Below are 26,206 nucleotides of genomic sequence, written 5' to 3'. Positions count from 1 at the left end.
GAGGGCTGGGGTGGGGAACTATTCGTTTTTCCAATTCAATCGGTCTTGCTGATTGTATTGCCAAGGTGCCCCGTTATTTTCTATATTGCTCATCATCGCATTTATTGGCATTGGAGCCGCACTTTGCTCCATTACTAAATAGCGTCGCATATCCATAATAATAGATAGAGGACTTATATTTACCGGACATTCCTCTACACATGCATTACAGGAAGTGCAAGCCCAAAGCTCTTCTGGTGTAATATAATCGTTCAATAATGATTTATTATCCGGTACAAAAATACCTTTATTGGCATCAATATTTCGTCCTACTTCTTCCAGTCTATCTCTTGTATCCATCATTATTTTACGAGGGGACAATTTTTTCCCTGTTATATTGGCAGGACAAGAAGAGGTACAACGACCACATTCAGTACAGGTATAAGCGTTCAATAACTGTACCCAATTTAAATCCTGAACATCACTTGCTCCAAACTTACCTGGTACTTCGTTTTCGTTAACTGGTACTGCCGCAAATGGATCAGCGTTAGGATCCATCATCATTTTCACTTCTTTAGTAACTGATTCCAGATTATCAAATTGACCTTGTGGGTTTAAATTTGCAAAATAGGTATTAGGAAATGCCAATAATATATGTAAGTGTTTTGAAAAATACAGATAGTTCATAAAAATCAAAATACCCGTAATATGCAACCACCAAAATATTTCTGTAAGAAGCATCACTAATTCATTTGACATTCCGTTAAACAATGGTTCTATAAATTGACTTATTGGAAATGAACCTGCTTTGATAAAATGAGAAAAGCCACCGGGTATGTTTTGTAAGTGCAAATCGGAAGCATTCATTAATAAAAACAATACCATCAAAACAACTTCAAAATAAAGAATATAATTAGCATCCCTTTCTGGAGAACCTTTCAAATCCGTACTTGAAAATCGTTGCAATTTGATTATATTTCTTCTAATCCAAAAAGTAAAAACAGCTACTAAAACTAAAAGTGCCAATATTTCAAATGAGGCAATTAATACATTATATAAAGTCCCTAAAAAAGCAAAAACTCTATGAGTACCAAAAAGACCATCAATAATTATTTCCAATAACTCAATATTGATGATTACAAAACCTACATAAACAATAATATGAAGCACACCTGCAACAGGTTTTTTTACCATTTTAGATTGACCAAGTGCAATCATAGCCATGTTTTTCCAACGTGCTTTAGCGTTGTCTTTTCGGTTTATGGCTGCACCAAGATTTATATTTCGAATGATTTTTTTTACATTAATATAAAAATAACCAAACCCAATAGCTAATAATATGGCAAACAATATATTGTCTAAATAGCTCATTTTGTTAGTTTTTTTCTTTTATTATAGAATCATTTATCGGTGCAACATAAGGTTTATTTTTCTTTCCAAATAAAGAAACATTAACATACCTTGTTGGAGACAATCTTATATCTTGCAATAATAATTCTAATTCTCTGGTTGTTGCTTTTATATTTTCATAAAAAGCCTCATCGTTTAATAATTTACCCATAGAACCTTTTCCTGATTCCAAACCACTCATAATACCATCAACTCTAGCTAACGTTTTATTTAGATTTTTTACAGTTTTTCCTAGATCTGCTTTGCTCAATGAATCAGATATTTTAGAAAAGTCACCTGATATTTTATTAAAGTTCGTTACAGCTCCTTCTATTTTAGCTTTATTATCATCTAATAATGTATTAACACTTACGGTAGCTTTGTGAAATTGCTCAATAGTCTTACTTAACTCGGCTAAACTAACCTTCAAATTTTCTTGCCCGTTTTTATCCAAAACATTGTTAATACCTGATAATAGTTTATCCGTGTTAGCCATTATCTTTTCTAATTTTTCCTGAAGAGGAGCTAATTTATCCCCAACTTTATCAGTAAGTCCTAATTTTGTGGTTCCCTGTAATTTTTGACCATCAACAGCTAGGGTTTTATCATTAAAATTCGGATTGATTGCAATTTGTTTTCCACCAATAAATCCAGGCTCATAAATAGAAGCGGTACTGGATTTAGATATAGGGAAATCCGTTTTTAATTGTAATTCAACCAATAATATTCCTGTGTTTTCATTTATTGTAATACTGTTTACTTTACCTATAACCAAGCCGTTTAGTGTTACAGGTGCCGATGTAGCTAATCCTTCTACACTTTCATATTCTACATAAAATGTTTTGTAATTTGTAAAAAGATCCCTTCCTTTTAAAAAACTGTAGCCCCAAATGAATAATAAAATAGATGCAATGACTAATATAGCAGTTTTAATTTCTCTTGTTATTTTCAAAATATAAATGTTTGTGCAAAATTAATATAAAATATTTTAACTTGTTATTATTATTTAAGTGCTTCTTGAATACTAATTTTTTCTCCATTTTTAAATGCAATTAAAAAAGCCGAATCATATCCTTTTTCTTTTGCTTCCTGCAATTGCTTTTTTGCCTCATCATAATCCGGAGTTTCTCCGTACATGTATTTGTAGACTCTGTTATCATATGCTACAGAAATATTTTTCAATCCTTTAAAATTTTTAGGCGCTAATTCCACTTTTCTAACACTGGCAGAAAGTTGCACTTTGAATAAAGCCGATGAATTATCTGCGTTTTTTATTGTTTTTTTAACTTCCGAAGAATTTAAATTTACTTTAGGCTTTACCGGAGATGAAGTATCTTTTATTGGCTTATCAATAATTTTCTGTGATGGTTTTTCATCAAAAATCTCAGTTTCTCCATTTCCATAATAATCGCTCTTATAACTTACAATAGCATCTGCAATGGCTTTAGCGATTTCATTTTGACCTTCCTCCGAATTTAAAGTATTTCCCTCAATAGAATTAGAAATAAATCCCATTTCTATTAATACTCTTGGCATATAGGCCTTATGAAGTACCATAAAAGGGGCTTGTTTAACTCCTCCTCCTCTAATTTTTTTACCTAAATCAGCAAACTCTTCTTCAATTTTACTTGCAAGAGAAATGCTGTTGTCTAAATATTCCTCTTGCATCAAAGTCATTCCTATCATCGTTTCTGGAGAGTTAGGATCGAATCCTTCGTATTTTTGTTTGTAATCTTTTTCCAAAGTAATTACAGAGTTCTCTTTTTTCGCGGCTTCAAGGTTAGAAGCTACTTTATTCATACCCATAACATAAGTTTCGGTACCATCAGCTGCAGTATTTCTGTTTGCATTACAGTGAATCGATACAAAAATATTAGCGTCAGATCTATTGGCTATATTTGCCCTTTCAATTAAATCAATAAATACGTCCGTTTTTCGCGTATATGTAACACTAATTTTAGGTGTAGCCTCTAATATCTTCCCCACTTTTAAAACTACAGCCAAAGCAATATTCTTTTCTACACGACCTTCATATACGGCACCAAAATCATGTGCTCCATGACCCGCATCTAAGGTTACTCTAAATATATTGGATTGGCTATACGTTGTAAAAGAAACTGTCGTTAGAAGTAGAATGAATATTATTTTTATTTTATATGTGATACGCATAAATCTAAAAGTTAATTTTAATTAAAACACCAAGGTTATAAATTCTTTATTTGATTATTTTTGACAAAAAATTATATGTAAGTTTGACATCTCAAAAAACAGGCCATAATTTTACAAAAATAGCATTTAAACCTTTGCATACAAACTTATTTAATATCGTTTTTTTATCAATTTTCCTAACAATAGGATCCGCTAAATTATATTCACAAGATATAACAAAAAAAACAACAGCTATACCTACTAAAAAACAAACAGATAACACCAAAACTGTTGCTGGGGATCCTGAAAAATCAACTACAGATTTAAAAAAAGAAACAGATTCGATAAAAAAGGATACCGTAAAACCTAAAAAAGCATTTCTTGACGGTAAAGTAAAATACACGGCTGAAAACTATGCCAAAATTGATCAAAAGAAAAAACTCATCACCTTATATGATAAAGCAGAACTTTATTATCAAGATGTTGAATTGAAATCAGGGATTATAGTCATGGACTATGAAAAAAACGAAGTCTATGCTGGTCGAATAAAAGACTCCACAGGAGCATACACACAATATCCAAATTTCAAACAAGGTACCAATGTCATAGAACCAGATTCCATTCGTTTCAATTTTAAAACTAAAAAAGCTTTGATTTGGAATTCAAGATCGGATCAAGGAGAATTTAAAATAAAAGCAGCTGTTACTAAAAAAGAAAATGATTCAGTCTATTTTCTCAAAAAAGCAAAGTTCACGACTTCAAAAGATGTGGATAATCCAGAATATTATTTCCAAACCAATAAAGTCAAATTTATTCCTGGTAAAAAAGTAGTTACCGGCTTAACCTATATGGTTATTGCCAATGTGCCAACTCCTGTTGCTTTACCTTTTGCTTTTTTTCCAATGAGTAAAGAGACTAGCGTCTCCGGATTGATTTTACCTAGTTATAATGATTCTAATACAAGAGGTTTTTCTTTACAAAATGGAGGTTATTATTTTGCCCTTAGCGATAATTATGATTTAACTGTTTTAGGAGATTATTATACTAATGGTAGTTACGGAATGCGTTTTGAATCGAGTTATGCGGAACGCTATAAATATCGTGGTAATTTGAATGTACGATTTGAAAATTTAATTACCAGTGAGAGAGGCTATCCTGATTATTCAAAACAGAAAATTTACAATATACAATGGTCGCATTCCAAAGATTCAAAATCGAATCCAAACTCAAGTTTTTCTGCTTCGGTAAATCTTGGAAGCAGTAAATATTTTAAGCAATCTATAAATCAGGCGAATATAGGTTCAAATCTTAATAATACATTAAGCTCATCCATCTCTTACAGCAAAACATTCAATTCAGTTCCACAGGTTAGAATGTCATTGACTGCAACACATTCTCAAAACACACAAACCGAGGAAATCAATATGACTTTACCGACACTGCAAGTAAGTGTGGATCGTTTGTATCCTTTTGTTGGAAAAGATGGTGTCAAAAAAGGTTTTTTTAAAAATATCAATCTACAGTATAATTTAAGCGGTAAAAATAGCATTGTAACCAACGATTCCTTATTCTTCAAACCTCAAATGTTTAGAGATGCGAAAACGGGTATTGAACACACTATCCCGTTAAGTACAAATTTTAAATTATTCAAATATTTTAGTGCTTCCTCCTCTTTTAATTATAAAGAAGTTTGGTACACAAAAACTATTAATAGAAGTTATGATGCTGACCAAAGCAAAGTAGTCGATAATACTGTAAATGGATTTGATGCTTTTAGAACCTACTCTTTTTCATCAAGTTTAGGAACTACTATATACGGGACATTTAATTTTGGAGCCGATAAAAAAATAAAATCTATTCGACACGTCATGCGTCCATCGGTTTCGTATGGTTACACTCCAAGTTTTGAGAAATATTATGATACCTATGCCTCAGATGCAACTGGAACTATGATAAAACAATACTCCCGATTTGAAGGTGGAATTTTTGGAGCGCCAGGTATATCAAACTCAAATAATTTAGGTTTTGATTTAAGCAATACTTTTGAAGCTAAAGTCACTGATAAAGACAGTACTAAGATTGAACCAAAAAAAATAATGCTGCTTAATAATTTAAATCTTTCAACGAGTTATAATCTTAATGCTGACGGGGTAACTTCTCTTGCTTTTTCACCCGTTAGAGTCAGTGGAGGAACTCAACTTTTTGCCAACAAAATGAATGTGAATTTTGGTGCAACTTTAGATCCTTATGCTATTGATAATTCAGGCACCAGAATTAATGTTTTCAATATAGATAATGGAGGAAGTTTATTTAGAATGACAAGTGCTAATATGACTTTAAATTATGCTATTTCGAGCAAAGAAAAAGATAAAACCAAGAAAGACAAAAACGTTCAAAGTGAGAGAAATGGTGGTCGGGAAGATGATTTATTTGGAACAAATACTGATTTAAGCGATAATAGAAAAAGTCAATTTGACGAAAGTGGAGAAGGTGAAGATGTTATTTCAGAATTTTTCAGCTCAAAACTGCCATGGGATATGACTTTTGCCTATTCCCTCACTTATGGAAACAACAACAGAGAGAAAAAAATTATTGGAAATTCCATAATGATTTCTGCTAATGCAGACATAACTCCTAAATGGAAAGCAGGTGTATCAACAGGTTATGATTTTGTACAAAAAGGAGTTACATTCACCCAACTTCGTTTCGAAAGAGATTTATTAAGTTGGAGAATGGATTTCAATTGGACACCATTTGGTACAAATGCCAATTGGGGTTTCTTCATTGGTATAAAATCTGGTGTATTAAGTGATATAAAATTCGACAAACGAAGTAGCACAAATAGATAACCACCTGTTAACCAGTCTTGAATAAACTAAATATTCAAAATTTTAATTCTATTTAATAGAAACCATTTTAAGAAGACTAAAACAAAAAATTGATACATATAATTTTATAATTATTCCATTCAAACAATAAATTAATACATCCATTTTTATGAAAAAGATAATTTTTACCGAAAATGCTCCTGCACCAATTGGTCCATACAATCAGGCTGTTCTTAAAGGAAACACGCTTTATACATCTGGTCAAATTGCAATAAACCCAACAACTGGAGAATTAGTTACCGCTACCATTGAAGCCGAAACCGAACAAGTGATGCAAAACATGAAAGCAGTTTTAGAAGCTGCAGGAATGACGTTTGAAAGCGTAGTAAAAACTACAATATTCATAATGGATATGAATGATTTTGGAAAAATAAATACTGTATATGGTTCTTATTTTAACGAAAAAACCGCTCCAGCTCGTGAAACGGTTCAAGTGGCTTGTTTGCCAAAAAATGTAAATGTAGAAATTTCTATGATTGCAATGCTATAGCATTTAACAGTAATTGTGCCGTTGCCTCATTAGTAGCCAATGGCACATTATGTACGTCACAAACACGAATAAGCATATTGATATCAGCTTCATGAGGGTGGCTTGACAATGGATCTTTAAAAAAGAAAACCATTTGAGTTTTACCTTCCGCAACTCTGGCTGCAATTTGAGCATCACCTCCTAAAGGACCTGAAAGCATTTTCGTTACTTTGAAACCCGAATTTTCAGCTTTGCCCCCAGTTGTCCCAGTTGCAATCAACTGTATTTTTTCTTCTTGTAAAATAGCTTTGTTTTTTTCCAAAAATTGAACCAAGTCAGCTTTTTTACCATCATGTGCAATAATTGCAATTTCCATAAAAATTATTTATTAGCTATATGATACGCAATAAGTCCATCAATTGGTCTTCTCAATACGTTCCCTAATCTTAATTCATATTTATCAAAAGTCTCTTGCAGTTCTTCTTTCAAATAAAATGCAATAGAACCTACAAAGTGAACTGGAACCTCTTTGCAATTATCATATTGTTTAATATAATTTTTTACAAAAGATTTCATTCCTTTGAATATTATTTTTCTACAAAACTCAGTCTCTTTATGTTGAATTAAGAACTTGGCAAATGTTGCCAAATAAGCATTTGGATTTGGTTCTTTATATAATTTACTTTTAACGGAGTCCGGATCTAAATCGTACTCTTTTTCAAATTCTAATGCCAATTCTTTTGGCATTTTATTGAAATAATATTTTCTGATTAATTCTTTTCCAAAAACATTGCCGCTGCAATCATCCATTACTATATAACCTAAAGATTGTACTTTTTGGTGCAATTCTTTTCCATCAAAATAGCTACAGTTAGATCCGGTTCCTAAAATACTAACAATAGCTTTTTCACCTTTAGGTGTTGTAGCATAAACTGCAGCATAAGTATCCTCTTCCACTACAATAATTGCGTTAGGAAAATAGTTTTGAAAAATTTGTGAAAGTGAAATTTTCATTCTTTCGGTTCCACAACCAGCACCATAGAAAAATAAATGGGTGGCTTCTTTTTTATTTTGTAAAATATCAAAACGATCATTTAAACGTTCGATAATTTCGTCTCCATCTAAAATTTCTGGATTCAACCCTAATGTTTGTGTTGTGAACAATACTTTTCCGGCATCGTCTATCGCAATCCAATCGGCTTTGGTAGAACCACTATCAACTAATAATCTCATTTTTTTGGTTTTTTTGGTTTTGTGTATGTTATACTTATTTAAAATGTGTGCAGTATAAAATTTACATTAAAAAAAAGTGAACAAAAAATAAAATCCCGTTACTATTACTATAACGGGATTTGTAAATATAAAGAATTATTTTAAACCTGCAATGTGTACAGATAAATCAATTAATTTGCTAGAATAACCATATTCATTATCATACCAAGAGATGATTTTGAAGAAAGTAGAGTTCAATCCAATTCCAGCATTAGCATCAATGATAGATGTTCTTGAATCAGAAACGAAATCCTGAGAAACAACTAAATCTTCAGTATATCCTAAGATACCTTTCATTGTAGTTTCAGAAGCATTTTTCAATACAGCCATAATTTCCTCGTAAGTAGTTTCTTTTTCAACTTTTACAGTTAAATCAACTACAGAAACATCAGTTGTAGGAACACGCATTGACATACCTGTTAATTTTCCGTTCAATGAAGGAATAACTTTCCCTACTGCTTTAGCGGCACCTGTAGAAGATGGGATGATGTTACATGAAGCAGCACGTCCACCTCTCCAGTCTTTTCTAGAAGGACCATCAGTAGTCATTTGAGTTGAAGTTGTTGCGTGAACAGTAGTCATTAAAGCTTCAACAATTCCAAAGTTATCATTAATAACTTTAGCTAATGGAGCCAAACAGTTTGTAGTACAAGATGCATTTGAAACAACTGTATCAGTTGCCAAAGCTTTATCATGGTTTACTCCCATTACAAACATTGGAGCATCAGCAGAAGGAGCCGAAATAATTACTTTTTTAGCACCACCTTTGATGTGCTCGTTTGCAGTTTCAATAGTTGTAAAGAAACCTGTACATTCAGCAACAACATCAACCTCTACTTCATTCCATTTTAAGTCTGCAGGATTTCTTTCAGCCGTAATACGGATGTTTTTTCCGTTTACATAAAGTTTTCCTTCTTTTACTTCAACAGTTCCATTGAAACGACCGTGAACTGAATCATATTTTAATAAGTAAGCTAAATGATCCACTTCTAATAAATCGTTGATAGCTACAACTTCTACATTATCTCTGTTGAAAGACTCTCTGAATACAATTCTTCCAATTCTTCCAAAACCATTTATTCCTAATTTTACTTTTGACATTTTATTTTAATTTTTGTTTGTATTTATTTTATTTATATAAAGTCTAATTTTAAACTTCAACCAATTCTATGTTGACATTATATCTGAAACTCTTAATAACTCTCTATCAATTTCTGTTTTTCCTTTTATAGCTTGTTCTAATGGCGTCAAGGTAACTTTATCACTTTGTAAACCAACCATATAACTTGATTTCCCTTCCAATAATGATTCTACAGCTTTCACTCCTAATCTACTGGCCAAAACCCTATCAAAACATGATGGTGAACCACCACGCTGCATATGACCCAAAACAGAAACTCTCACATCATACTCCGGTAAATTAGCTTCAACATAATCTTTTAATTCGAATACGTTTTTACCAATTTTATCACCTTCTGCGATAACTACTATACTGGATGATTTTCCTGAAGCTTTACTTTTTTGTAATGATTCTAATAATCTTTCCAATCCTAAATCTTCTTCTGGGATTAGAATTTCCTCTGCTCCAGCTCCAATTCCTGCATTCAAAGCAATATGACCGGCATCTCTTCCCATTACCTCTACAAAGAATAAACGGTTATGAGAACTTGCAGTATCCCTAATTTTATCAATTACATCTACTACAGTATTTAATGCGGTATCATATCCCAAAGTATGGCTTGTACCAAAAATATCATTATCAATAGTACCCGGAATTCCCATAACTGGAAAGTCAAATTCATTATTAAATATCAAACCTCCTGTAAAGGTTCCGTCACCTCCTATTACAACTAAGGCATCAATCCCAGCTTTTACAAGATGTTCATGTGCTCTCTTTCTGCCTTCAGGGGTTCTGAATTCTGTAGAACGAGCCGATTTTAAAATCGTCCCTCCTTTATTTACAATGTTGTTTACACTACGAGGTCCCATTTCTTTGAAGTCACCTTCAATCATTCCTTGATATCCTCTGTATATTCCTATGCATTCTATATTATGATAAGCACATGTTCGAACAACTGAGCGTATTGCTGCATTCATTCCTGGTGAATCTCCACCCGAGGTTAGAACACCAACCTTTTTTATTGTTTTTGGCATTATTTAAGTATTAAAGTGTAAAATTAGCAAACATTCAGCACTTTTAAAGCTGCATTTTTTATAAATTAGTAAAGCGCCCTAAATTCAAACGTTTTCGTTAATAAGTTTTTAAAAAACCAAAATAAAACCTATTTTATTTAACAAAATTAAAAAAAAATCAATTATTATTTGATAATTAACAATTAATAAGATTTTTATCCCCAAAATCGGGATTAGTTTTAGGTAGCTATAACTATCAGTAATAATATATTTTAGTTAAAGCGTTATCATAATTTATTCAAGAAAATTACGAAATAATTATATAAGTATTTATAAAGTAGCTCTTATATATCTTCTTTATAATTCAGGCATTTAAAACATTAGACAAAAAGTATTAATCCTCTTTAGGAATTACAGCTTCCTGATTTGCTTTTTGTTTTTTTTTAGTTGTTTTTTTAGATTTCAAAAAATTAATATAATCCGGAGATAAATTAGAATCTTGATCTTCTGCTGCTGATTCAGTCTGAATTTCGAGTTTATGTTTTTTAAATATTTTATTTACCAGTTCTTTAAAAGTATCAAAATCTACTTCATAAGAAACCCCTAAACCTTGCGTATATCCTATTCCCTGACCGATGTAATTAATATCGTTTTCTTTATTAAAAAGACGTAAATTCATGGTTCCATCTTCATTAACTCTATAAAGCACCTCTAAATTGCCTACAATTGCGGATTCATTTATTCCTCCAAAAGGAACCCCAACTTTACCATTAATTGTAATCCTTTCATTAATTTTTGATGAAATAGTCGCCACAAATCTTCCGTCAGTTTCTCTTCCTATTCTTTTATCTGCAGAAACAAAATTGATCCCTACTTTGAATTTTTCATTATCCGTTTGAATTATCCCCCCTAATAAGCTTGTTGCCGTTTCAAATAAACTTGCCGAAAAATCAGATTGATTTACTCCTTCAGGACTTAAAAAGCCACCAGATGACAATAAATACAATGCCTGGGTTTGCCTAACATCCTTATCATTTAACTTGTATTGAATTTCTGATTTCAAAACATTACTAACCGTTGGAAATTCTATGTTAAAATCAGGCTCAGGACTTGTTAAATCGCCACGAAGACCTATAATTACTTCAACAGGAACTTTAGTGTTAAAGGAAGAATTTTCTAATAATACCGCAGGATTTGCAGTAGTTTTATAGACAGCCTCCAAGTTTAATTGCGCTTTCATAGGATTCCCTTCCCAAGAAATTGAACCTCCTTTTTTTACAGCAAACTTTTTATCAATAAATCCCCCGTATTTAAAGTTATAGGTTCCTTCATAAGCCTGAAAATCGCCCCACATATTGAACTTGCCTAATGTGTTTATCTTAAATAATAAGGATCCGAAACCTTTCCCTTTCATTCCGTGCCCCGTATTTCTATCTAAAATAACTTCCACTTCAGCATTTGGTGTAATATCAAAATCAAACTCTAATTCAAGCCCATTATAATTTCTGGTATTCTCAAAAATACCTTTTTCGATATTATACTTCTCTTTAACGGTCACAAAATGAATAAATTTATTATCACTTACACTTTCAGCATTATTAATTGGGATTTTTATAGCAGTTCCTTTTTCTGATTTCGCATCAACTTTAATAAATAAAGAATTTGTCGGCCCTTTTATCGTTGCGGTACCATCAATAAAAGCGGTACCATAATAAGCGGCATCGTCACTGTCTTTTGTATCTAAAGCTAAAAGTCTTTTCGAATTAATAGTTAAATCTAATTTCCAATCAGAAAAATTATTATGTTCGACACTTCCATTCAAAGTTCCTTTGGTTCCGTATTTTGTATCTGTTAATATATTATTTCTAAACAAAAACTTTTCATCGGCCAAATCAATGATTGTTTTGTCTTTCAATTCATAATCCACATTCAAATATGGAACAGTCACTCCTGCATTATCAACAAAAAGACGTCCATTAATTTCAGGCTTTTTAAGGTTTCCTTGAATAACCGAATTCCCTGATACTGATCCTCTAATATTCGATAAAACTTCACCACCCAGTGAGCTCAATGTTCCCAAATTGAATTTTTCGAATTTTAGTTTTAAATCCAGAATTGTTTCCTTATTTACGATTTCAAAACTTCCATTGGCATTAAAAGATTCTAAATTTTCATTTTCGATATTGGAATTTATTGTAAATTTTCTGAAGTTTTCGTCTCCTTCGATATTAAAATTCAAAATACCTAAATCCGTATTATTTACATTCAAATGATCAATTACAATGGAAGAAGTTGGCTGGTAAACATTTTTATCTTGCTTATAATTTACTTCCCCATTTATATTTCCTTTAAAAACAAACTTGTCGTTATCAGGTGTAATTTTATTTAGATCAACATCTTTAAAACTGAGTTTTAAATCTTTATAGGAAGTATCTTTTAAGTCCCCCATCAGTGAAATTTCCTGGTCTTCATGGGACAATATGATATTATCAATATTAAAATTTTTAAATGCTTTATCAAAAACTATTTGATTATCAGGCGTCTCTTTTGCATTCAAAAACCATAAATAATCCTTAAATTTAACTTCAGATTTACTAATTCCAACAACATTTTTATTGGCTGCATTTATGGTATGATATAAATTTAAATTATAATAATCTTCCCCATTCGCACCTCCTTTAAATTCAGAACGAAAGTATAATGTATCTTTCATAGTTACATTTATCAAACTAAAATCTCGAACTTTATAATATTTAGTTTTTATACTATCTAGCTCTATATAAGCATTATAAAGTGGGTTTTTATTATCGACTGAAATTCTGATATTATCAAAAGTATTATCCGATGCAATGATTTTAGGCGAATTAAAATTGAGTTTGAATTCTTGATTATCCGAGTTTATACTTCCTTTGACTATGGTATTTGATCCAATAGAAATTTGAGGATAAAATATTTCAATAATTTTATTATAAATAGTAAAATCAAATTTAAGAAACTGCCCTTTTTTTACCTTAGTTGGTTTGTAATTTGTATAAAGACTTCCCAAAGAATTAGTAATCATGTTTTTCAACTGACTGAATTCATATTTACCTACAATCTCACCCTGAACAATATCAGGAGAATTTACGGTTATGGTTCGTATTCTATTTTGATCAAAAGTTGAACTTATGGCAAAATCATCAAAATTATAAGTTCCTTTTACATTTTGATAAGAGGTTTTATTGATGTAAACATTTCCCTGAAAATTTTCTATAGTATTTCCTGAAGCCTGAACCACAACATCACCTTTAAAAACAGAAACGGAATCTTTTACTAACTTTAATTTAGATAAATCTGCATTTTCAACATTAATATGAAAATCATATCGGCTGTCTTTTTTACTTAAATCTAATAAACCGTCAAAAGTCATACTCAAATTGGGGTCATTTATAGAAACCTGACCTTTGTAATTCGGCAATTTGAAAGTACCATTTACAACAACATTTGTGTAGGTATAATTATTATAATCTATTTTGCTGATGTCACCTTTAATAGCGGTGTCTAAATATTTTTGTTTAAACCCTTTTCCATCAACATCAATATTCAAAGTTACCCTGCCAAGTTCTTTTCTTTCGAATAAAGTGCCGACATCAAAATTTTCTAAAACAACATTACCTATATAAGAAGCTTTATCAATTACATCTATATTTTGTATTTCTAAGTTAGAAGTTACTTTTCCTAATGCGGTGATCATAGAAAAATCAGCTTCAACCGCAGTGGTTGAAACACTTGAAGTTCCTGAAGCTGAAAATCTACCTAATTTTTTTAAAGAGGTAGGCAATTTATTTCCTAAAATATTGGGCAATATGACTATCAAATTCTCGTAGCTGGAGGTTAACTTATCAAACTTAGCATACATGGAGAATTTTTGACCCTTTTTGGCAAACAGATTTTTAAAATTGATATCACCGTTGATTTGTGTCTTTCTGTCATCAACTAATTCTAAGTTTTTAAATTTCAAATCATTAAGAGTTCCTTTAATACTTGTCTTAGTATAGAAATGTTGGTTTTTACCTAATTCTTTATAAAAATAGCGAATATCATTTGAAGCTATGGAAGCCGAATTCAATTTGATATCAAACTGTATTTTATCCGTAAAATTAGAGAAATCTTCAATTTTATAATTTAATACAACAGTCCCATTTAATGTTGATTCCTTTGTTAACAAATCAAGCTTTTCCAGTTTTATATTTTTTTTGGAATAGCTGAATTTTGAGCTTAAATTTTTTACATACAAACCGCGAAAGTCTAAAAATGACATCTTGTTTATGTTGGTAGTCACATCTGGTCCGAATATTAAAAAATCAGTTACAGAAGCGTTAAGTTTAGTAAAATCGAGATCTTTTGGATTTTCCCGATTATCATCTGTCAAAATAAAATGTCCGTCGTAAATTTGCAGCTTATTCGCTTTCAGCAAAAACTTCTTAGTTGATGGTTTACCAGTTTCAAAGGCAATGATAAATTTGTCTAGGTTGGATTCTTTTTCATTTTTATAAGTTCTCAAATTAAAAAGTAATCCATGCAAATCCAAATCATCAAAAATTAAATCACCATCTAACAATTTTTTTCCTTCCAAAATTGTAGTTTTTATTCTATCCGCATAAATAAGAGTGTCTTTATGATGGTCACTTATCAATACTTTTTTGAATTTCACACCACCAAAAACAGATACCGAAACTCCATCAATAGCGATATGGGTTCCAAAATCTTTATTTATACTTCGAACAAAATATTGAGCAATTTTTGTTTGAACATAAGGCGTAGAAAGTGCTATACCAAGCACCAATAAAAGTAGGATAAGTCCAAGTAGAGAACGAAATACTATTTTTTTAAACTTTTTGATACTTATTTATTTGTTTAATTTTTTTATAAAATTTTATTTTGCTTTTGGAAACAACAGTAGCTTTAATAAAAATTCTTTAATTTTGGCATTTTATGTAAAAAACATTTTTACATAGGATTGTCAAATATAATTCAAAATTTGTGCCTTTTTATGCAAAATCCCGAGGTTTTTATTCTTGCTATCGAAAGTTCTTGCGATGATACTGCAGCAGCTGTTTTACAAAAGGACAAAGTATTATCAAACATAGTAGCTAATCAACTGATTCACAATCAATATGGCGGTGTAGTTCCTGAACTTGCCTCTCGAGCACACCAACAAAATATAGTTCCCGTTATTGATGCGGCCCTTCAAAAAGCAAATATACAAAAAGAACAGTTGTCAGCAATTGCTTTTACCCAAGGCCCGGGATTGATGGGCTCACTTTTGGTAGGAAGTTCATTTGCCAAATCATTGGCATTAGCTCTGAAAATCCCTTTGATTGCCGTGAATCATATGCATGCCCATATTTTAGCGCATTTTATTCATGAAGAAGGATTTGAAAAGCCTACCTTTCCCTTTTTGGCGTTGACCATAAGTGGCGGGCATACCCAGATTGTGAAAGTGAACGATTTCTTTGATATGACAATTATAGGAGAAACCACTGATGATGCCGTAGGAGAAGCTTTTGACAAAAGTGCAAAAATACTTGGACTTCCTTATCCTGGTGGACCTTTGATAGATAAATACGCTCAATTAGGGAATCCTAAAGCTTTTGCTTTTACAAAACCAAAAGTTCCTGGGTTAGATTTTAGTTTTTCAGGTTTAAAAACCGCTATTTTATATTTTATTCAAAAGAAAAAATTAGAGAATCCAAATTTTATTGACGAAAACCTAAATGATATTTGTGCCTCAATTCAATACACAATTATTGAGATTCTGATGGATAAGTTGAAATTAGCCGTAAAGGAAACAGGAATAAAACAAATAGCAATTGGCGGAGGAGTTTCGGCTAATTCAGGAATAAGAAACGCTTTGGCGGAAGCCGAAAATAAATATGGCTGGAAAACATTTGTTCCTAAATTTGAGTACACCACGGATAATGCTGCAATGATTGGAATTGTAGGTTACCAAAAATTTTTAACTGGAAATTTTGAAACTTCATCTGTAGTTTCTAAAGCAAGAATACAATTCTAAATTATGCAATTATTTTATAATCCAACGATCAACGAGACCACTGAGAACTTTTCTTTTGACAAAGAAGAAAGCAAACATATTATTAAAGTATTACGTAAAAAAGACAGTGATATTTTATATGTTACCAATGGTTTAGGGTATTTATTCAAAACTGAAATCACTTTAGCTTCTGACAATAAATGTACCGTGAAAATCATTTCTTTCGAAAAGTCGGCACCTTCAAAATTTCATTTGCATTTAGCCGTTGCTCCTACTAAAATGAATGATCGTTTTGAATGGTTTTTGGAAAAAGCCACTGAAATTGGCATCGATGAAATCACACCAATTATTTGTGATCGTTCCGAACGAAAAGTTATTAATAACGAAAGATTTGATAAAATTATATTGGCTGCAATGAAGCAATCGAATGAATTGTTTCTACCAAAATTGAATGAAGCGATATCTTTCAAAGAGTTTGTAAAGCAAAAACAGGAAGGCTTAAATTTTATTGCTCATTGTGAGGAAACCAATAAAAAAACATTAAAATCCGTTTTAAAGCCAAGTAAAAACATTACGTTACTAATAGGACCTGAAGGCGATTTTACAGAAAAAGAAATCGAATTGGCACTTGATACTAATTATATTCCGGTGTCTTTAGGCAATACGAGATTGCGAACAGAAACTGCAGCAATTGTAGCGTGCCATAGCGTAGTTTTTGTTAATGAAGAGTAAGAATTAATGATTCTGAATTATAGTTATGAAAAAAATATATTATTTGTTGCTATTAATTTCTGTTACCTCATTTTCGCAGGAAATCGCTTTATTAAAATATAGTGGTGGCGGTGATTGGTATGCCAATCCTACTTCATTACCTAATTTAATCAAATATTGCAATGCAAATATCAATACCAAAATAAAACTCAAACCCGGAACTGTAGAACCAGGAAGTCCGGATTTACTTTCCTATCCATTCGTTCATATGACTGGTCACGGAAATGTTGTTTTTAGTGATGCTGATGCAATCAATCTTAGAAATTATTTGCTGGCGGGAGGTTTTCTTCACATTGATGATAATTATGGTATGGATCAATACATTAGAAAGGAAATAAAGAAAATATTTCCAAATAATGATTTAGTCGAAATTCCTTCCAATCATGCTATTTTTCAAAAACCATATCTTTTTCCCAATGGATTACCAAAAATACACGAGCATGATGGCAAACGGCCGCAAGCTTTTGGAATATTTATAGAAAATAAATTAGTGCTTCTTTACACTTTCGAATCTGATTTAGGCGATGGTTGGGAAGACCCTGAAGTAAATAATGATCCAATTGATGTTCGCGAAAAAGCACTAAAAATGGGTGCTAATATTATCCATTATATCTTTAATAATTAATCTGAATCCGTGCAACTAGAACATAAAGATATCCCTTTTGATAAAAAGACATTTCCCATTACATTAGTATGTGATAATATTTATTTCCAACAGAATATCGGCTCACTATTTAGAATTAGTGAAGCATTTGGAGTTGAAAATATCATTTTTATTGGAAAAAATATTCCATTGAATTTAAAAAAAATAAACAAAACCTCTCGTAGTACACATTTACATATTCCTTATTTAGTAATTGAGGATACCAAAGATATAATTGCTTATTTACTGGAAAATAATTACGAAATTATCTCATTAGAAATCACCAATACCAGTAAACCACTTAAAGAAGTATATATTCCTCCCTCAAAAAAAATAGCTTTAGCAATAGGAAGCGAAATAAATGGCATTTCTAATGAAATTTTAACTATCTCAAATCAGACAGTTCATATTAATATGTTTGGGAAAAATAGTAGCATGAATGTCGTACAAGCTACAAGTATCGCCTTGTATGAACTTACAAATAAAAAGTAATTTATAAAAGAACTTCTTAAAGACCGTCAACTACAACGTTATAGTTAATTGTTTATTTTTTTCATAAAATTTTTTTTATTGAAAAATTTGTTATAAAATTGCAACATTATTAACAAAAACCAATATTTTATAACAAAACCCCCAAATTATTATGAAAAAAATTCTTTTAACTGCAACAGCATTTTTGATGCTTTTCTCATGTCAAAATGACCAAACAGAATCAACTGACCCTGCAACCAATGCAGTTGCGCAACGTGGTTGTGCTTCTCAAGAAGTACTTGAAGCACAATTAAAAGCTGACCCTACATTAGCTTTAAGAATGAACCAAATTGAAGCTTTTACAGAAAAAGCAATGTTAACTGGTCGTTTAGTAAACGGTAAAGTTGAAATTCCAGTTGTAGTGAATGTATTATACAAAACTGCTGCAGAAAATATTTCTGATGCTCAAATACAATCCCAAATTGATGTATTAAATCAAGATTTTAATGCAACAAACTCCGATTTCAATACTGTTCCAGCTCTATTCTCAGGAGTTGCTGCAAATGTGGGTATCACTTTTGTTTTAGAAACAATTAACAGAAAATCTACTACTAAAACATCTTGGGATACCAGAGATGCTATGAAAAAAACAAAACAAGGAGGTTTAGATCCTACTTCACCAACCACAAAATTAAACATGTGGGCATGTACTATCGGTGGAGGAATTTTAGGTTACGCACAATTTCCTGGTGGAAGTACTGCTACCGATGGAGTTGTAATTGACTCAAAATATTTTGGATTATCAGGTTCAGGTGCCTATCCTTACAATTTAGGAAGAACTGCAACTCACGAAGTGGGTCACTGGATGAACTTACGTCATATCTGGGGTGATGCAACTTGTGGAAGCGATTTAGTTACTGACACACCTACACACAACACAGCTAATTATGGTGTTCCTGCTTATCCTCATTACAGCACTTGTACTGGAACTCCAGTAGAAATGACTATGAACTACATGGATTACACAGATGATAGAGGAATGTACATGTTCTCTAACGGACAAAAATCAAGAATGGATGCTATCTTTGTTTCAGGTGGAGCTAGAGCGAGTTTCGGAATATAATTTTTTTAGTTTTTAGAATTCAAAACTCGCTACTTGTTAGCGAGTTTTTTTTATCTTTATAACCTAAAATAAAGACATGAATACATCAAAAACCCTTTCAAATGGTATTCTTCGAGCATTATTGACAATCGTTGTTAGCGGTTTAATTTTGTTCTTTTTTTATCAAATTCAATCCGTGCTGATTTATCTTGTTGTATCTTTTATACTTACATTAATTGGAAATCCTATTTTAGACTTTTTCAAAAAACGATTAAAATTCAATCACATTTTTGCGACAATAGTAACTTTGCTTATTTTCATGTTAATCATATTCGGTTTCATAATGATGTTTATTCCTTTGATTTTATCCCAAGGACAAAACTTATCGCTTCTTAACACATCAGCAATCGAAAATAATATAGTCCAGTTGATAAATCAAATTTCCGTATTCTTAGAAAGTCATCATATTGATTCCTCACAAATACTAAAGGAAGCAAACATTACTTCTAAAATAAATTTCAATATTATCCCTAATTTTTTAAATGCAATCCTTGATACAATCAGTAGTTTTGGGATAGGATTAGGTGCAGTACTATTTATTACTTTTTTCTTTCTAAAAGATCAATTAAAATTCATACTAGGAGCAAAAAAATTAATTCCAGATAGTCATGAAGACCAAATTCTGAACTCTTTAGAAAAAATAAACCACTTACTGTCCCGTTATTTCATTGGATTATTACTTCAATTATTTATGGTATTCTTATTATATCTGATTGTTTTAGTGATTTTTGGAGTTCCAAATGCTCTTGTTATTGCCTTTTTATGTGCGGTCTTAAATATCATTCCCTATATTGGTCCGTTAATAGCATCCATTTTAGCTGCAATTTTGACAATGATGAGTAATCTAGGAAGTGATTTTCAATCTGAAATTTTGCCAACCACTATCTATGTATTAATTGGTTTTTGGATTGTTCAGATTATTGATAACAATTTATCTCAACCTATTATTTTTTCTAAAAGTGTAAGTTCACATCCTTTGGAAATATTTCTTGTCATCTTAATTGCGGGTTTTCTTTTTGGTATATTAGGAATGATAGTAGCAGTTCCTTTATATACCATAATTAAAGTAATGGGTAAAGAATTCTTCCCGGAGAACAAAATTATTGTACTATTAACTAAAGATATTTAATTTTGGATTTAATGATTCTAGATCCCAAAATTCAACAATTTATCAATGCAAATATTGGTAGAAGCATCTCTAAATTAGCACTTCAAAAAAATCCATTTCCAGATGTAGACTGGATTTCTATTTTGAACCAAATTGAAGCCAAGACAAAAGCAAAAGACAAATTGCCTAATTGGTTTACAGCCAAAAATATCATTTATCCAAGTAAAATCTCAATAGAACAAACTTCATCCGAAAAAACGGCTTCCTATAAAGCCTCAATTGTTTCGGGTGAAAATTTAATTGATTTGACAGGAGGTTTGGGAGTTGACGATTATTTTTTTGCAAAACAAATAAAAACGGTTGTGCATTGCGAAATTAATCCAGAATTATCAAACATTGTAAAACACAATTTTGAGCAATTGAATGTTCCCAATATTACTTGCTATGCCGGAGATAGTTTAGCAACTTTGATTTCTTTAAATACAAAATGGGACTGGATTTATATTGATCCCTCCAGAAGAAATGATGCGAAAGGAAAGGTATTTATGCTCAGAGATTGTTTGCCCAATGTTCCTGAAAATCTAAACTTTTATTTCAATAATTCGAATGCTATTCTGATAAAAACTGCTCCTCTACTCGATATTTCGGCTGGATTATTGGAATTACAAAATGTTAAAACGATTCATATCGTAGCTCTCGAAAATGAAGTTAAAGAACTATTATGGGAATTATACAAAGGCTATTCTGGAAATATAACTATAAAAACAGTAAATCTTTTAAAAGACAAGAACGAAACATTCAACTTTGTTTTGGACGACCAGACTAAATTGCCGGTTTTTGGTTTCCCTCAAAAATATTTGTACGAGCCCAATAGCGCCATAATGAAATCAGGTGGATTTGATGAAGTGAGTTCATTTTATAACCTAAACAAACTACACAAACATTCCCATTTATATACTTCCGAAAATTTAATTCCCTTTCCGGGACGGGTTTTTCAAATTCAAAATGCAATTCCTTACAGTAAAACGGAAATGAAAACATATTTAGAAAATACCCAAGCCAATATTACGACCCGAAATTTTCCTGATAGTGTAGAAAGCATTCGAAAAAAATGGAAAATAAAAGACGGCGGAAATCTATATTGTTTTTTTACAACTGATGAAAATAATCATAAAATAGTTTTAATTTGCACCAAAATAAAATAAAAATGAAATCTATAATTACTAGTCTACTATTCTTATTCAGCCTTAACTTATTTGCCCAAAAAACATGTGATTATAGCGTAAACGTAACCGATTCTATAGGAACATATAAATCAACTAAAGAATACATGATTTCCGAGAAAAATTTTGCTGGGAATTCCAGTTATATTTTCTATTCCTTAGCATTAACAGATGGTTTGCCAACATTGAATGTACAATTGATTCAAAAAAGCAAAGGATTTATGAAAGCGAATTGCTTTGATAAAAATTCAAAATTATTTTTACAGTTAAACAATGGAAAAATAATAACATTGCTTCACATAAATCAGGAGAATTGCGGCACTATGATTCGGGACGACAAAGATTTTGACAATAGAATAATTTCCGGTTCATTTATGTTTATGAAAGATAGCTTTGAAGATTTAAAAAGTTCTCCCGTATCCATGATGAGAATTAAATATCTAACGGATACTGAAGATTATGTTCTTAAAAAAGAATTTAAATCGGAGTTAAACAATGAGGTTTATGAACCTGAAACGTATTTCATTAACAACCTGCATTGCGTAGAAAACTAATTACAATCCCATTTAGCATTAGAAACCCGATCATTCAAACCCGATTTTAAATTATAATGCCACCATTCGGAATCAAAAGAATTGAAATTACTGCTAATCATTATTGTTTTTAATAATTTTCTATTTTCTTTTACTTGTTCCGAAACATTAGGATAATCATGACTGGCTTCGATTCCAAAAAAATCAAAAGAAGTCCCCATGTCCAGTTCTTTTCCGTTATTGTCGACTAGAGTAATGTCTACCGCTCCCCCTCTATTATGAATAGAACCTTTAGCGGGATTGGCAACATACTCTGGGTTAGGAACGATTTCCCACATTTTTTTTTGAATATCTAAAGGCCGGTAACAATCGAAAATTTTGATCCTATAGCCTTTTTCAATGAATTTTTTATTGGCTTCTACAAGTCCATTAACGGTTTTTAAGCGTAAAAAACATTCCGCGCAATCGTACACTTTTGCTTTTAGAAAATTATCTATTGTTGCATACTTCATATCAAACACAAAATCTTGGCTGTACTCTTTTAAATTTACAAAAGTAGTGTCATTGATAATTGGACTGTTTTTCTCTTCAATAGTAGAAATAGCAGCTTGCGATTTACAGGAAACAATCCAAAAAAGAGAACAAAAGATTAACAATGATTTGAAGTAGCAAGTCATAAATACTATTTTTTATAAAAATAAGATAAATTAAGGATTTACAATAGATATAAAAACAGAAAAACCGATACTAATTAAAGTATCGGTTTTTGTGAACATGCAAGTACAAAATTCGAACCTTTTACTAGAAGATTTAAGGCTTTTGAGTGAAGTATCAGAAGTTTAAAAGCAAATTATTAAAACTGCCAAATTCAATTTTCATTCAAAATTGAATTGTTAACTTGCAGTATGAAAATTTTAATCATTGAAGACGAGATCGATATTGCCACCAGCATAAAAAGTTATCTAAAAGCAAATGATATTCATTGTGAAACGGCGAGTAAATTTGAAACTGCTTTAGATAAAATTACTATGTATGACTATGATTGTATTTTATTAGATTTAATGCTTCCTGACGGTGATGGATTTAATATTCTGAAGGAGTTGAAAAGTCTAAACAAATCAGAGGGGATTATTATAATTTCTGCAAAGGAAACTTTGGAGACTAAAATTGAAGGCTTCAATCTGGGAGCTGATGATTACTTAACAAAACCTTTTCATCTTTCTGAACTTTTGGTAAGAATTCAAGCATTGGTAAGAAGAAAAAAATTCAATGGAAATAATAAAATTGAATTCAATGAAATTGAAGTTGATACACTAGCCAAATCGGTAAAAATTGGAGAAAAGAAAATTGAATGTACCAAGAAAGAAATTGATTTGTTATTATTTCTAATTGGGAATAAAAATAAAGTTTTATCAAAAAGCGCAATAGCGGAACATCTTTCCGGTGATATGGCAGATATGTTAGACAACCACGATTTTGTTTATGCACATATTAAAAATTTGAAGAAAAAACTAAGTGATGCTGGAAGTAACGATTACATAAAATCGGTTTACGGCATTGGTTACAAATGGGATAATGACTAAAAAACTATTACATAAAACCTTAAAATACTATTTGTCATTTTCGTTGATAGTCATGTTATTGGCTGCACCGTCATTTTATTTTGTAACTCAATTTTTATATCTTGAAGAAGCAGATGAAGGGTTGGTACTTTTAAAAAAAGAATTTGTTGAAAATTCAATACCAAAATTAAAAGAAAATGATATTGAGGTTTGGAATAAACTCAATAGAAATGTAAAAATCAACAAAAATCTAAAAAATTTAAAGGAAGATACATTCTTTTATAAAAATTATTACGACACTTTAGACGTAGAAAACGAACCGTATAGAGTTCTTATTTCCCCTGTTACAATTAATGGAAAAGACTATACTTTTTTTGCACGAACAAATTTGGTAGAAAAGGAAGATTTGATATTAAGTGTTGTTATATTATTTATATTAACAATAACTATACTTCTCATTGGTTTATTCATCATTACAAAAAGAGTATCACTCACACTATGGAAACCATTTTATGAAACACTGGAGCAAATTGAGAAATTTGAAATAGATAAAAATTTAGATCCAAAATTAACTGTAAATAATATTGAGGAATTCAATCGACTAAACCTCGCGATAAATAAGTTGATAGAAAAAAACACACTCATTTACAAAAGTCAAAAAGAATTTATTGAGAATGCTGCACACGAATTGCAAACACCAATAGCTATTTTTAAAGGTAAGCTGGAAACATTACTTCAAAGATCAGATGTGACTGAAGAACAATTTGAAATACTTGACAAATTAAATGATACAGCAACTAGATTAAACAGGTTAAATAAAAATCTTTTGCTTTTATCCAAGATTGAAAGTAAACAATATAACATTCTGGAAGATGTAATTTTGAATACGGTTATCACTAATCAACTAGACTTTTTTAGAGAACAAGCATTCGCAAAAAACATTAGTATTACAACAAATCTAGAGTCTGGGACATTAATTAGGACAAATCCGTTTTTATCTGAAATCTTGATAAGCAATTTATTCTTAAATACGATTAATCATAATATTACAAATGGGATTATAAATGTTGTATTGGAAAAGAATTCTTTAGTTTTTTCTAATACAGGCATATCAAAATCATTAGAAACAAATAAATTATTCGAGCGTTTTTCTAAAGTCAATCCTTCTTCAAAAAGAAATGGTTTGGGGCTATCAATAATTAAAAAAATTGCCGATAACAACCAATGGAACGTTATTTATAATTTCAAAGATAATCTTCACATTTTTGAGATCCGTTTCTAAAAATTCAATATTTCTTCAAAATCGGTTTGCAACTTTGGCTATTATAAATTCTTAAATTAATAGTAGTAAAAAAATCAGCAATGGTTTCTAACTTTAAGTATCTTACCATGAAGAGAACTATCCTATTGCTTTTTCTTACTTTTTGTATTTCAAATAGTTACTGTCAAACTTATAAATTAGCAAAGAAAATAAATATTACCGGCAACGAAGGCTGGGATTATCTTGCCGTTGATGAAGTTAATCAGCATTTATTCGTTTCTCACGGGAGCGTTGTAAATGTTGTCGATTTAAAATCCAATAAAACCATAGCAACAATTCCTGATACCAAAGGAGTTCACGGCATTGCGATTGCCAACGATTTAAACAAAGTATTTATTACAAACGGAAAAGACAATTTGGTTTCAGTAGTCAATTTAAAAACATTTGAATTAATTGATAAAGTTTCTATTGAAGGCCAAAAACCTGATGCGATTTTATATGAAAAATTTTCTCAAAAAGTGTTTACCTACAATGCTAAAAATAATGATGCAACGGTTATCGATGCTATCACAAATAAAGTTGTAAAAACCATTCCACTTGGCGGACAACCTGAATTTTCGGTAACCAATGCCAAAGGCTTGATTTATGTAAATATTGAAGATAAAAATGAAATTAAAACCATAAATGCTTCAACATTAGAAGTTATAAATACATGGAGTATTGCGCCAGGAGATGAACCTTCGGGATTGGCAATAGATTTAGAAACCAACAGATTATTTTCGGTTTGCGGTAATAATTTGATGATTGTTGTTGATGCTTCAAATGGAAAAATTATTAAAACTTTACCTATTGGCGGAGGTTGTGATGGAGTTGTTTTTGATGCTAAAAAGAAACTTATTTTTAGTTCAAATGGTGAGGGAACAATTACGGTTGTAAAAGAAGAAAATGCCAATACCTTTTCAGTTCTTGAAACTGTAAAAACGCAAAAAGGGGCCAGAACAATTGCATTGAACAAAACCACGCATCAATTGTATTTGCCTACTGCTGATTTTGGCATAAAACCTGAACCAACAAAAGATAATCCAAAACCTCGCACAAGTCTTATGCCCAACTCCTTTGTGGTTTTGGTTGTTGAAAATAATGCCAAATAGTTAAAATTC

At 31.0% G+C, this 26,206-nt stretch carries 22 protein-coding genes; 13 read left to right on the top strand and 9 right to left on the bottom strand.

What is annotated here, in order from left to right:
• Positions 1–18 precede the first annotated feature (18 nt).
• From ACNO7W_RS05290 to ACNO7W_RS05280, 3 genes are read right to left on the bottom strand one after another with little or no spacing between them, the layout of a single operon-like run.
• Positions 19–1,350, bottom strand: coding sequence for a 4Fe-4S dicluster domain-containing protein (locus ACNO7W_RS05290; protein ID WP_417937306.1), 1,332 nt, complete (start codon positions 1,348–1,350; stop codon positions 19–21).
• A gap of 4 nt (positions 1,351–1,354) precedes the next feature.
• On the bottom strand, positions 1,355–2,320 hold the full coding sequence (locus ACNO7W_RS05285; protein WP_143387837.1) for an MlaD family protein: 966 nt from the start codon (positions 2,318–2,320) through the stop codon (positions 1,355–1,357).
• A 50-nt stretch (positions 2,321–2,370) separates the two neighbouring features.
• On the bottom strand, positions 2,371–3,537 hold the full coding sequence (locus ACNO7W_RS05280) for an N-acetylmuramoyl-L-alanine amidase family protein (RefSeq protein WP_143387836.1): 1,167 nt from the start codon (positions 3,535–3,537) through the stop codon (positions 2,371–2,373).
• 83 nt (positions 3,538–3,620) lie between these two features.
• On the opposite strand from ACNO7W_RS05280, the gene ACNO7W_RS05275 reads away from it, so the two are divergent.
• Complete coding sequence (locus tag ACNO7W_RS05275; RefSeq protein ID WP_417937305.1) at positions 3,621–6,365, top strand: putative LPS assembly protein LptD; 2,745 nt, start codon at positions 3,621–3,623, stop codon at positions 6,363–6,365.
• A gap of 148 nt (positions 6,366–6,513) precedes the next feature.
• Positions 6,514–6,894: a RidA family protein gene (locus ACNO7W_RS05270; protein WP_314897777.1), complete on the top strand. Its 381-nt coding sequence runs from the start codon at positions 6,514–6,516 to the stop codon at positions 6,892–6,894.
• On the opposite strand, the gene ACNO7W_RS05265 is transcribed toward ACNO7W_RS05270, so the two are convergent.
• From ACNO7W_RS05265 to ACNO7W_RS05245, 5 genes are all read right to left on the bottom strand, one after another.
• The gene (locus tag ACNO7W_RS05265; protein WP_314897776.1) at positions 6,875–7,249 is read right to left on the bottom strand and encodes a methylglyoxal synthase; all 375 of its coding nucleotides are present in this window, start codon (positions 7,247–7,249) and stop codon (positions 6,875–6,877) included. The two genes, ACNO7W_RS05270 and ACNO7W_RS05265, sit on opposite strands and share 20 nt — an antisense overlap.
• A 5-nt stretch (positions 7,250–7,254) precedes the next feature.
• Positions 7,255–8,106: an N-acetylglucosamine kinase gene (locus tag ACNO7W_RS05260; protein ID WP_417937304.1), complete on the bottom strand. Its 852-nt coding sequence runs from the start codon at positions 8,104–8,106 to the stop codon at positions 7,255–7,257.
• Between the two features lie 135 nt (positions 8,107–8,241).
• A complete protein-coding gene (gene gap, locus ACNO7W_RS05255; RefSeq protein ID WP_143387831.1) occupies positions 8,242–9,246 on the bottom strand; it encodes a type I glyceraldehyde-3-phosphate dehydrogenase in 1,005 nt (334 codons plus the stop codon).
• A 66-nt stretch (positions 9,247–9,312) separates the two neighbouring features.
• The gene (gene pfkA / locus ACNO7W_RS05250) at positions 9,313–10,299 is read right to left on the bottom strand and encodes a 6-phosphofructokinase (protein ID WP_143387830.1); all 987 of its coding nucleotides are present in this window, start codon (positions 10,297–10,299) and stop codon (positions 9,313–9,315) included.
• A gap of 373 nt (positions 10,300–10,672) precedes the next feature.
• Positions 10,673–15,100, bottom strand: coding sequence for a translocation/assembly module TamB domain-containing protein (locus ACNO7W_RS05245; protein ID WP_417937303.1), 4,428 nt, complete (start codon positions 15,098–15,100; stop codon positions 10,673–10,675).
• A 210-nt stretch (positions 15,101–15,310) separates the two neighbouring features.
• On the opposite strand from ACNO7W_RS05245, the gene tsaD reads away from it, so the two are divergent.
• The 8 genes from tsaD to ACNO7W_RS05205 all read left to right on the top strand — a co-directional run bounded on the left by tsaD (position 15,311) and on the right by ACNO7W_RS05205 (position 22,244).
• Positions 15,311–16,333 (top strand): tRNA (adenosine(37)-N6)-threonylcarbamoyltransferase complex transferase subunit TsaD, encoded by a 1,023-nt coding sequence (gene tsaD, locus ACNO7W_RS05240; protein WP_417937302.1) that lies wholly within the window; start codon positions 15,311–15,313, stop codon positions 16,331–16,333.
• A gap of 3 nt (positions 16,334–16,336) precedes the next feature.
• Positions 16,337–17,044 carry a 16S rRNA (uracil(1498)-N(3))-methyltransferase gene (locus ACNO7W_RS05235; RefSeq protein ID WP_417937301.1) on the top strand — a complete coding sequence of 236 codons (708 nt, stop codon included), beginning with the start codon at positions 16,337–16,339 and terminating at the stop codon, positions 17,042–17,044.
• A 25-nt stretch (positions 17,045–17,069) separates the two neighbouring features.
• On the top strand, positions 17,070–17,708 hold the full coding sequence (locus ACNO7W_RS05230; protein WP_143387827.1) for a DUF4159 domain-containing protein: 639 nt from the start codon (positions 17,070–17,072) through the stop codon (positions 17,706–17,708).
• Between the two features lie 9 nt (positions 17,709–17,717).
• A complete protein-coding gene (locus tag ACNO7W_RS05225) occupies positions 17,718–18,218 on the top strand; it encodes a TrmH family RNA methyltransferase (protein WP_143387826.1) in 501 nt (166 codons plus the stop codon).
• 151 nt (positions 18,219–18,369) lie between these two features.
• Positions 18,370–19,320 carry a zinc metalloprotease gene (locus tag ACNO7W_RS05220; RefSeq protein WP_417937300.1) on the top strand — a complete coding sequence of 317 codons (951 nt, stop codon included), beginning with the start codon at positions 18,370–18,372 and terminating at the stop codon, positions 19,318–19,320.
• 76 nt (positions 19,321–19,396) lie between these two features.
• Positions 19,397–20,488 carry an AI-2E family transporter gene (locus ACNO7W_RS05215; protein ID WP_417937299.1) on the top strand — a complete coding sequence of 364 codons (1,092 nt, stop codon included), beginning with the start codon at positions 19,397–19,399 and terminating at the stop codon, positions 20,486–20,488.
• 11 nt (positions 20,489–20,499) lie between these two features.
• Positions 20,500–21,672 carry a THUMP-like domain-containing protein gene (locus ACNO7W_RS05210; protein ID WP_417937298.1) on the top strand — a complete coding sequence of 391 codons (1,173 nt, stop codon included), beginning with the start codon at positions 20,500–20,502 and terminating at the stop codon, positions 21,670–21,672.
• A 2-nt stretch (positions 21,673–21,674) separates the two neighbouring features.
• Positions 21,675–22,244, top strand: a complete 570-nt coding sequence (locus tag ACNO7W_RS05205) for a hypothetical protein (protein WP_417937297.1) — start codon at positions 21,675–21,677, stop codon at positions 22,242–22,244.
• Here the strand turns inward: ACNO7W_RS05205 and ACNO7W_RS05200 are convergent.
• Complete coding sequence (locus ACNO7W_RS05200) at positions 22,241–22,900, bottom strand: M15 family metallopeptidase (RefSeq protein WP_143387821.1); 660 nt, start codon at positions 22,898–22,900, stop codon at positions 22,241–22,243. The two genes, ACNO7W_RS05205 and ACNO7W_RS05200, sit on opposite strands and share 4 nt — an antisense overlap.
• 228 nt (positions 22,901–23,128) lie before the next feature.
• On the opposite strand from ACNO7W_RS05200, the gene ACNO7W_RS05195 reads away from it, so the two are divergent.
• The 3 genes from ACNO7W_RS05195 (at position 23,129) to ACNO7W_RS05185 (ending at position 26,197) form a co-directional block, all read left to right on the top strand.
• Positions 23,129–23,806: a response regulator transcription factor gene (locus ACNO7W_RS05195; protein WP_417937296.1), complete on the top strand. Its 678-nt coding sequence runs from the start codon at positions 23,129–23,131 to the stop codon at positions 23,804–23,806.
• Positions 23,807–23,927: 121 nt separating this feature from the next.
• Positions 23,928–25,067: a sensor histidine kinase gene (locus tag ACNO7W_RS05190; protein WP_417937295.1), complete on the top strand. Its 1,140-nt coding sequence runs from the start codon at positions 23,928–23,930 to the stop codon at positions 25,065–25,067.
• A gap of 80 nt (positions 25,068–25,147) precedes the next feature.
• A complete protein-coding gene (locus ACNO7W_RS05185) occupies positions 25,148–26,197 on the top strand; it encodes a YncE family protein (RefSeq protein ID WP_417937294.1) in 1,050 nt (349 codons plus the stop codon).
• The last annotated feature ends 9 nt before the right edge of the window (positions 26,198–26,206 follow it).

Source organism: Flavobacterium sp. ZB4R12, assembly GCF_048276375.1.
GTDB lineage: Bacteria > Bacteroidota > Bacteroidia > Flavobacteriales > Flavobacteriaceae > Flavobacterium > Flavobacterium gawalongense.
This window is presented reverse-complemented; position numbering and strand designations above follow the sequence as displayed.

Bases quoted from the DNA above. Each gene is read 5' to 3' on its own strand.
- ACNO7W_RS05290 (WP_417937306.1), bottom strand. From the start codon at position 1,350: ATGAGCTATTTAGACAATATATTGTTTGCCATATTATTAGCTATTGGG.
- ACNO7W_RS05280 (WP_143387836.1), bottom strand. From the start codon at position 3,537: ATGCGTATCACATATAAAATAAAAATAATATTCATTCTACTTCTAACG.
- ACNO7W_RS05270 (WP_314897777.1), top strand. From the start codon at position 6,514: ATGAAAAAGATAATTTTTACCGAAAATGCTCCTGCACCAATTGGTCCA.
- ACNO7W_RS05265 (WP_314897776.1), bottom strand. From the start codon at position 7,249: ATGGAAATTGCAATTATTGCACATGATGGTAAAAAAGCTGACTTGGTT.
- ACNO7W_RS05260 (WP_417937304.1), bottom strand. From the start codon at position 8,106: ATGAGATTATTAGTTGATAGTGGTTCTACCAAAGCCGATTGGATTGCG.
- gap (WP_143387831.1), bottom strand. From the start codon at position 9,246: ATGTCAAAAGTAAAATTAGGAATAAATGGTTTTGGAAGAATTGGAAGA.
- pfkA (WP_143387830.1), bottom strand. From the start codon at position 10,299: ATGCCAAAAACAATAAAAAAGGTTGGTGTTCTAACCTCGGGTGGAGAT.
- tsaD (WP_417937302.1), top strand. From the start codon at position 15,311: ATGCAAAATCCCGAGGTTTTTATTCTTGCTATCGAAAGTTCTTGCGAT.
- ACNO7W_RS05235 (WP_417937301.1), top strand. From the start codon at position 16,337: ATGCAATTATTTTATAATCCAACGATCAACGAGACCACTGAGAACTTT.
- ACNO7W_RS05230 (WP_143387827.1), top strand. From the start codon at position 17,070: ATGAAAAAAATATATTATTTGTTGCTATTAATTTCTGTTACCTCATTT.
- ACNO7W_RS05220 (WP_417937300.1), top strand. From the start codon at position 18,370: ATGAAAAAAATTCTTTTAACTGCAACAGCATTTTTGATGCTTTTCTCA.
- ACNO7W_RS05215 (WP_417937299.1), top strand. From the start codon at position 19,397: ATGAATACATCAAAAACCCTTTCAAATGGTATTCTTCGAGCATTATTG.
- ACNO7W_RS05210 (WP_417937298.1), top strand. From the start codon at position 20,500: ATGATTCTAGATCCCAAAATTCAACAATTTATCAATGCAAATATTGGT.
- ACNO7W_RS05205 (WP_417937297.1), top strand. From the start codon at position 21,675: ATGAAATCTATAATTACTAGTCTACTATTCTTATTCAGCCTTAACTTA.
- ACNO7W_RS05200 (WP_143387821.1), bottom strand. From the start codon at position 22,900: ATGACTTGCTACTTCAAATCATTGTTAATCTTTTGTTCTCTTTTTTGG.
- ACNO7W_RS05195 (WP_417937296.1), top strand. From the start codon at position 23,129: ATGAAAATTTTAATCATTGAAGACGAGATCGATATTGCCACCAGCATA.
- ACNO7W_RS05185 (WP_417937294.1), top strand. From the start codon at position 25,148: ATGGTTTCTAACTTTAAGTATCTTACCATGAAGAGAACTATCCTATTG.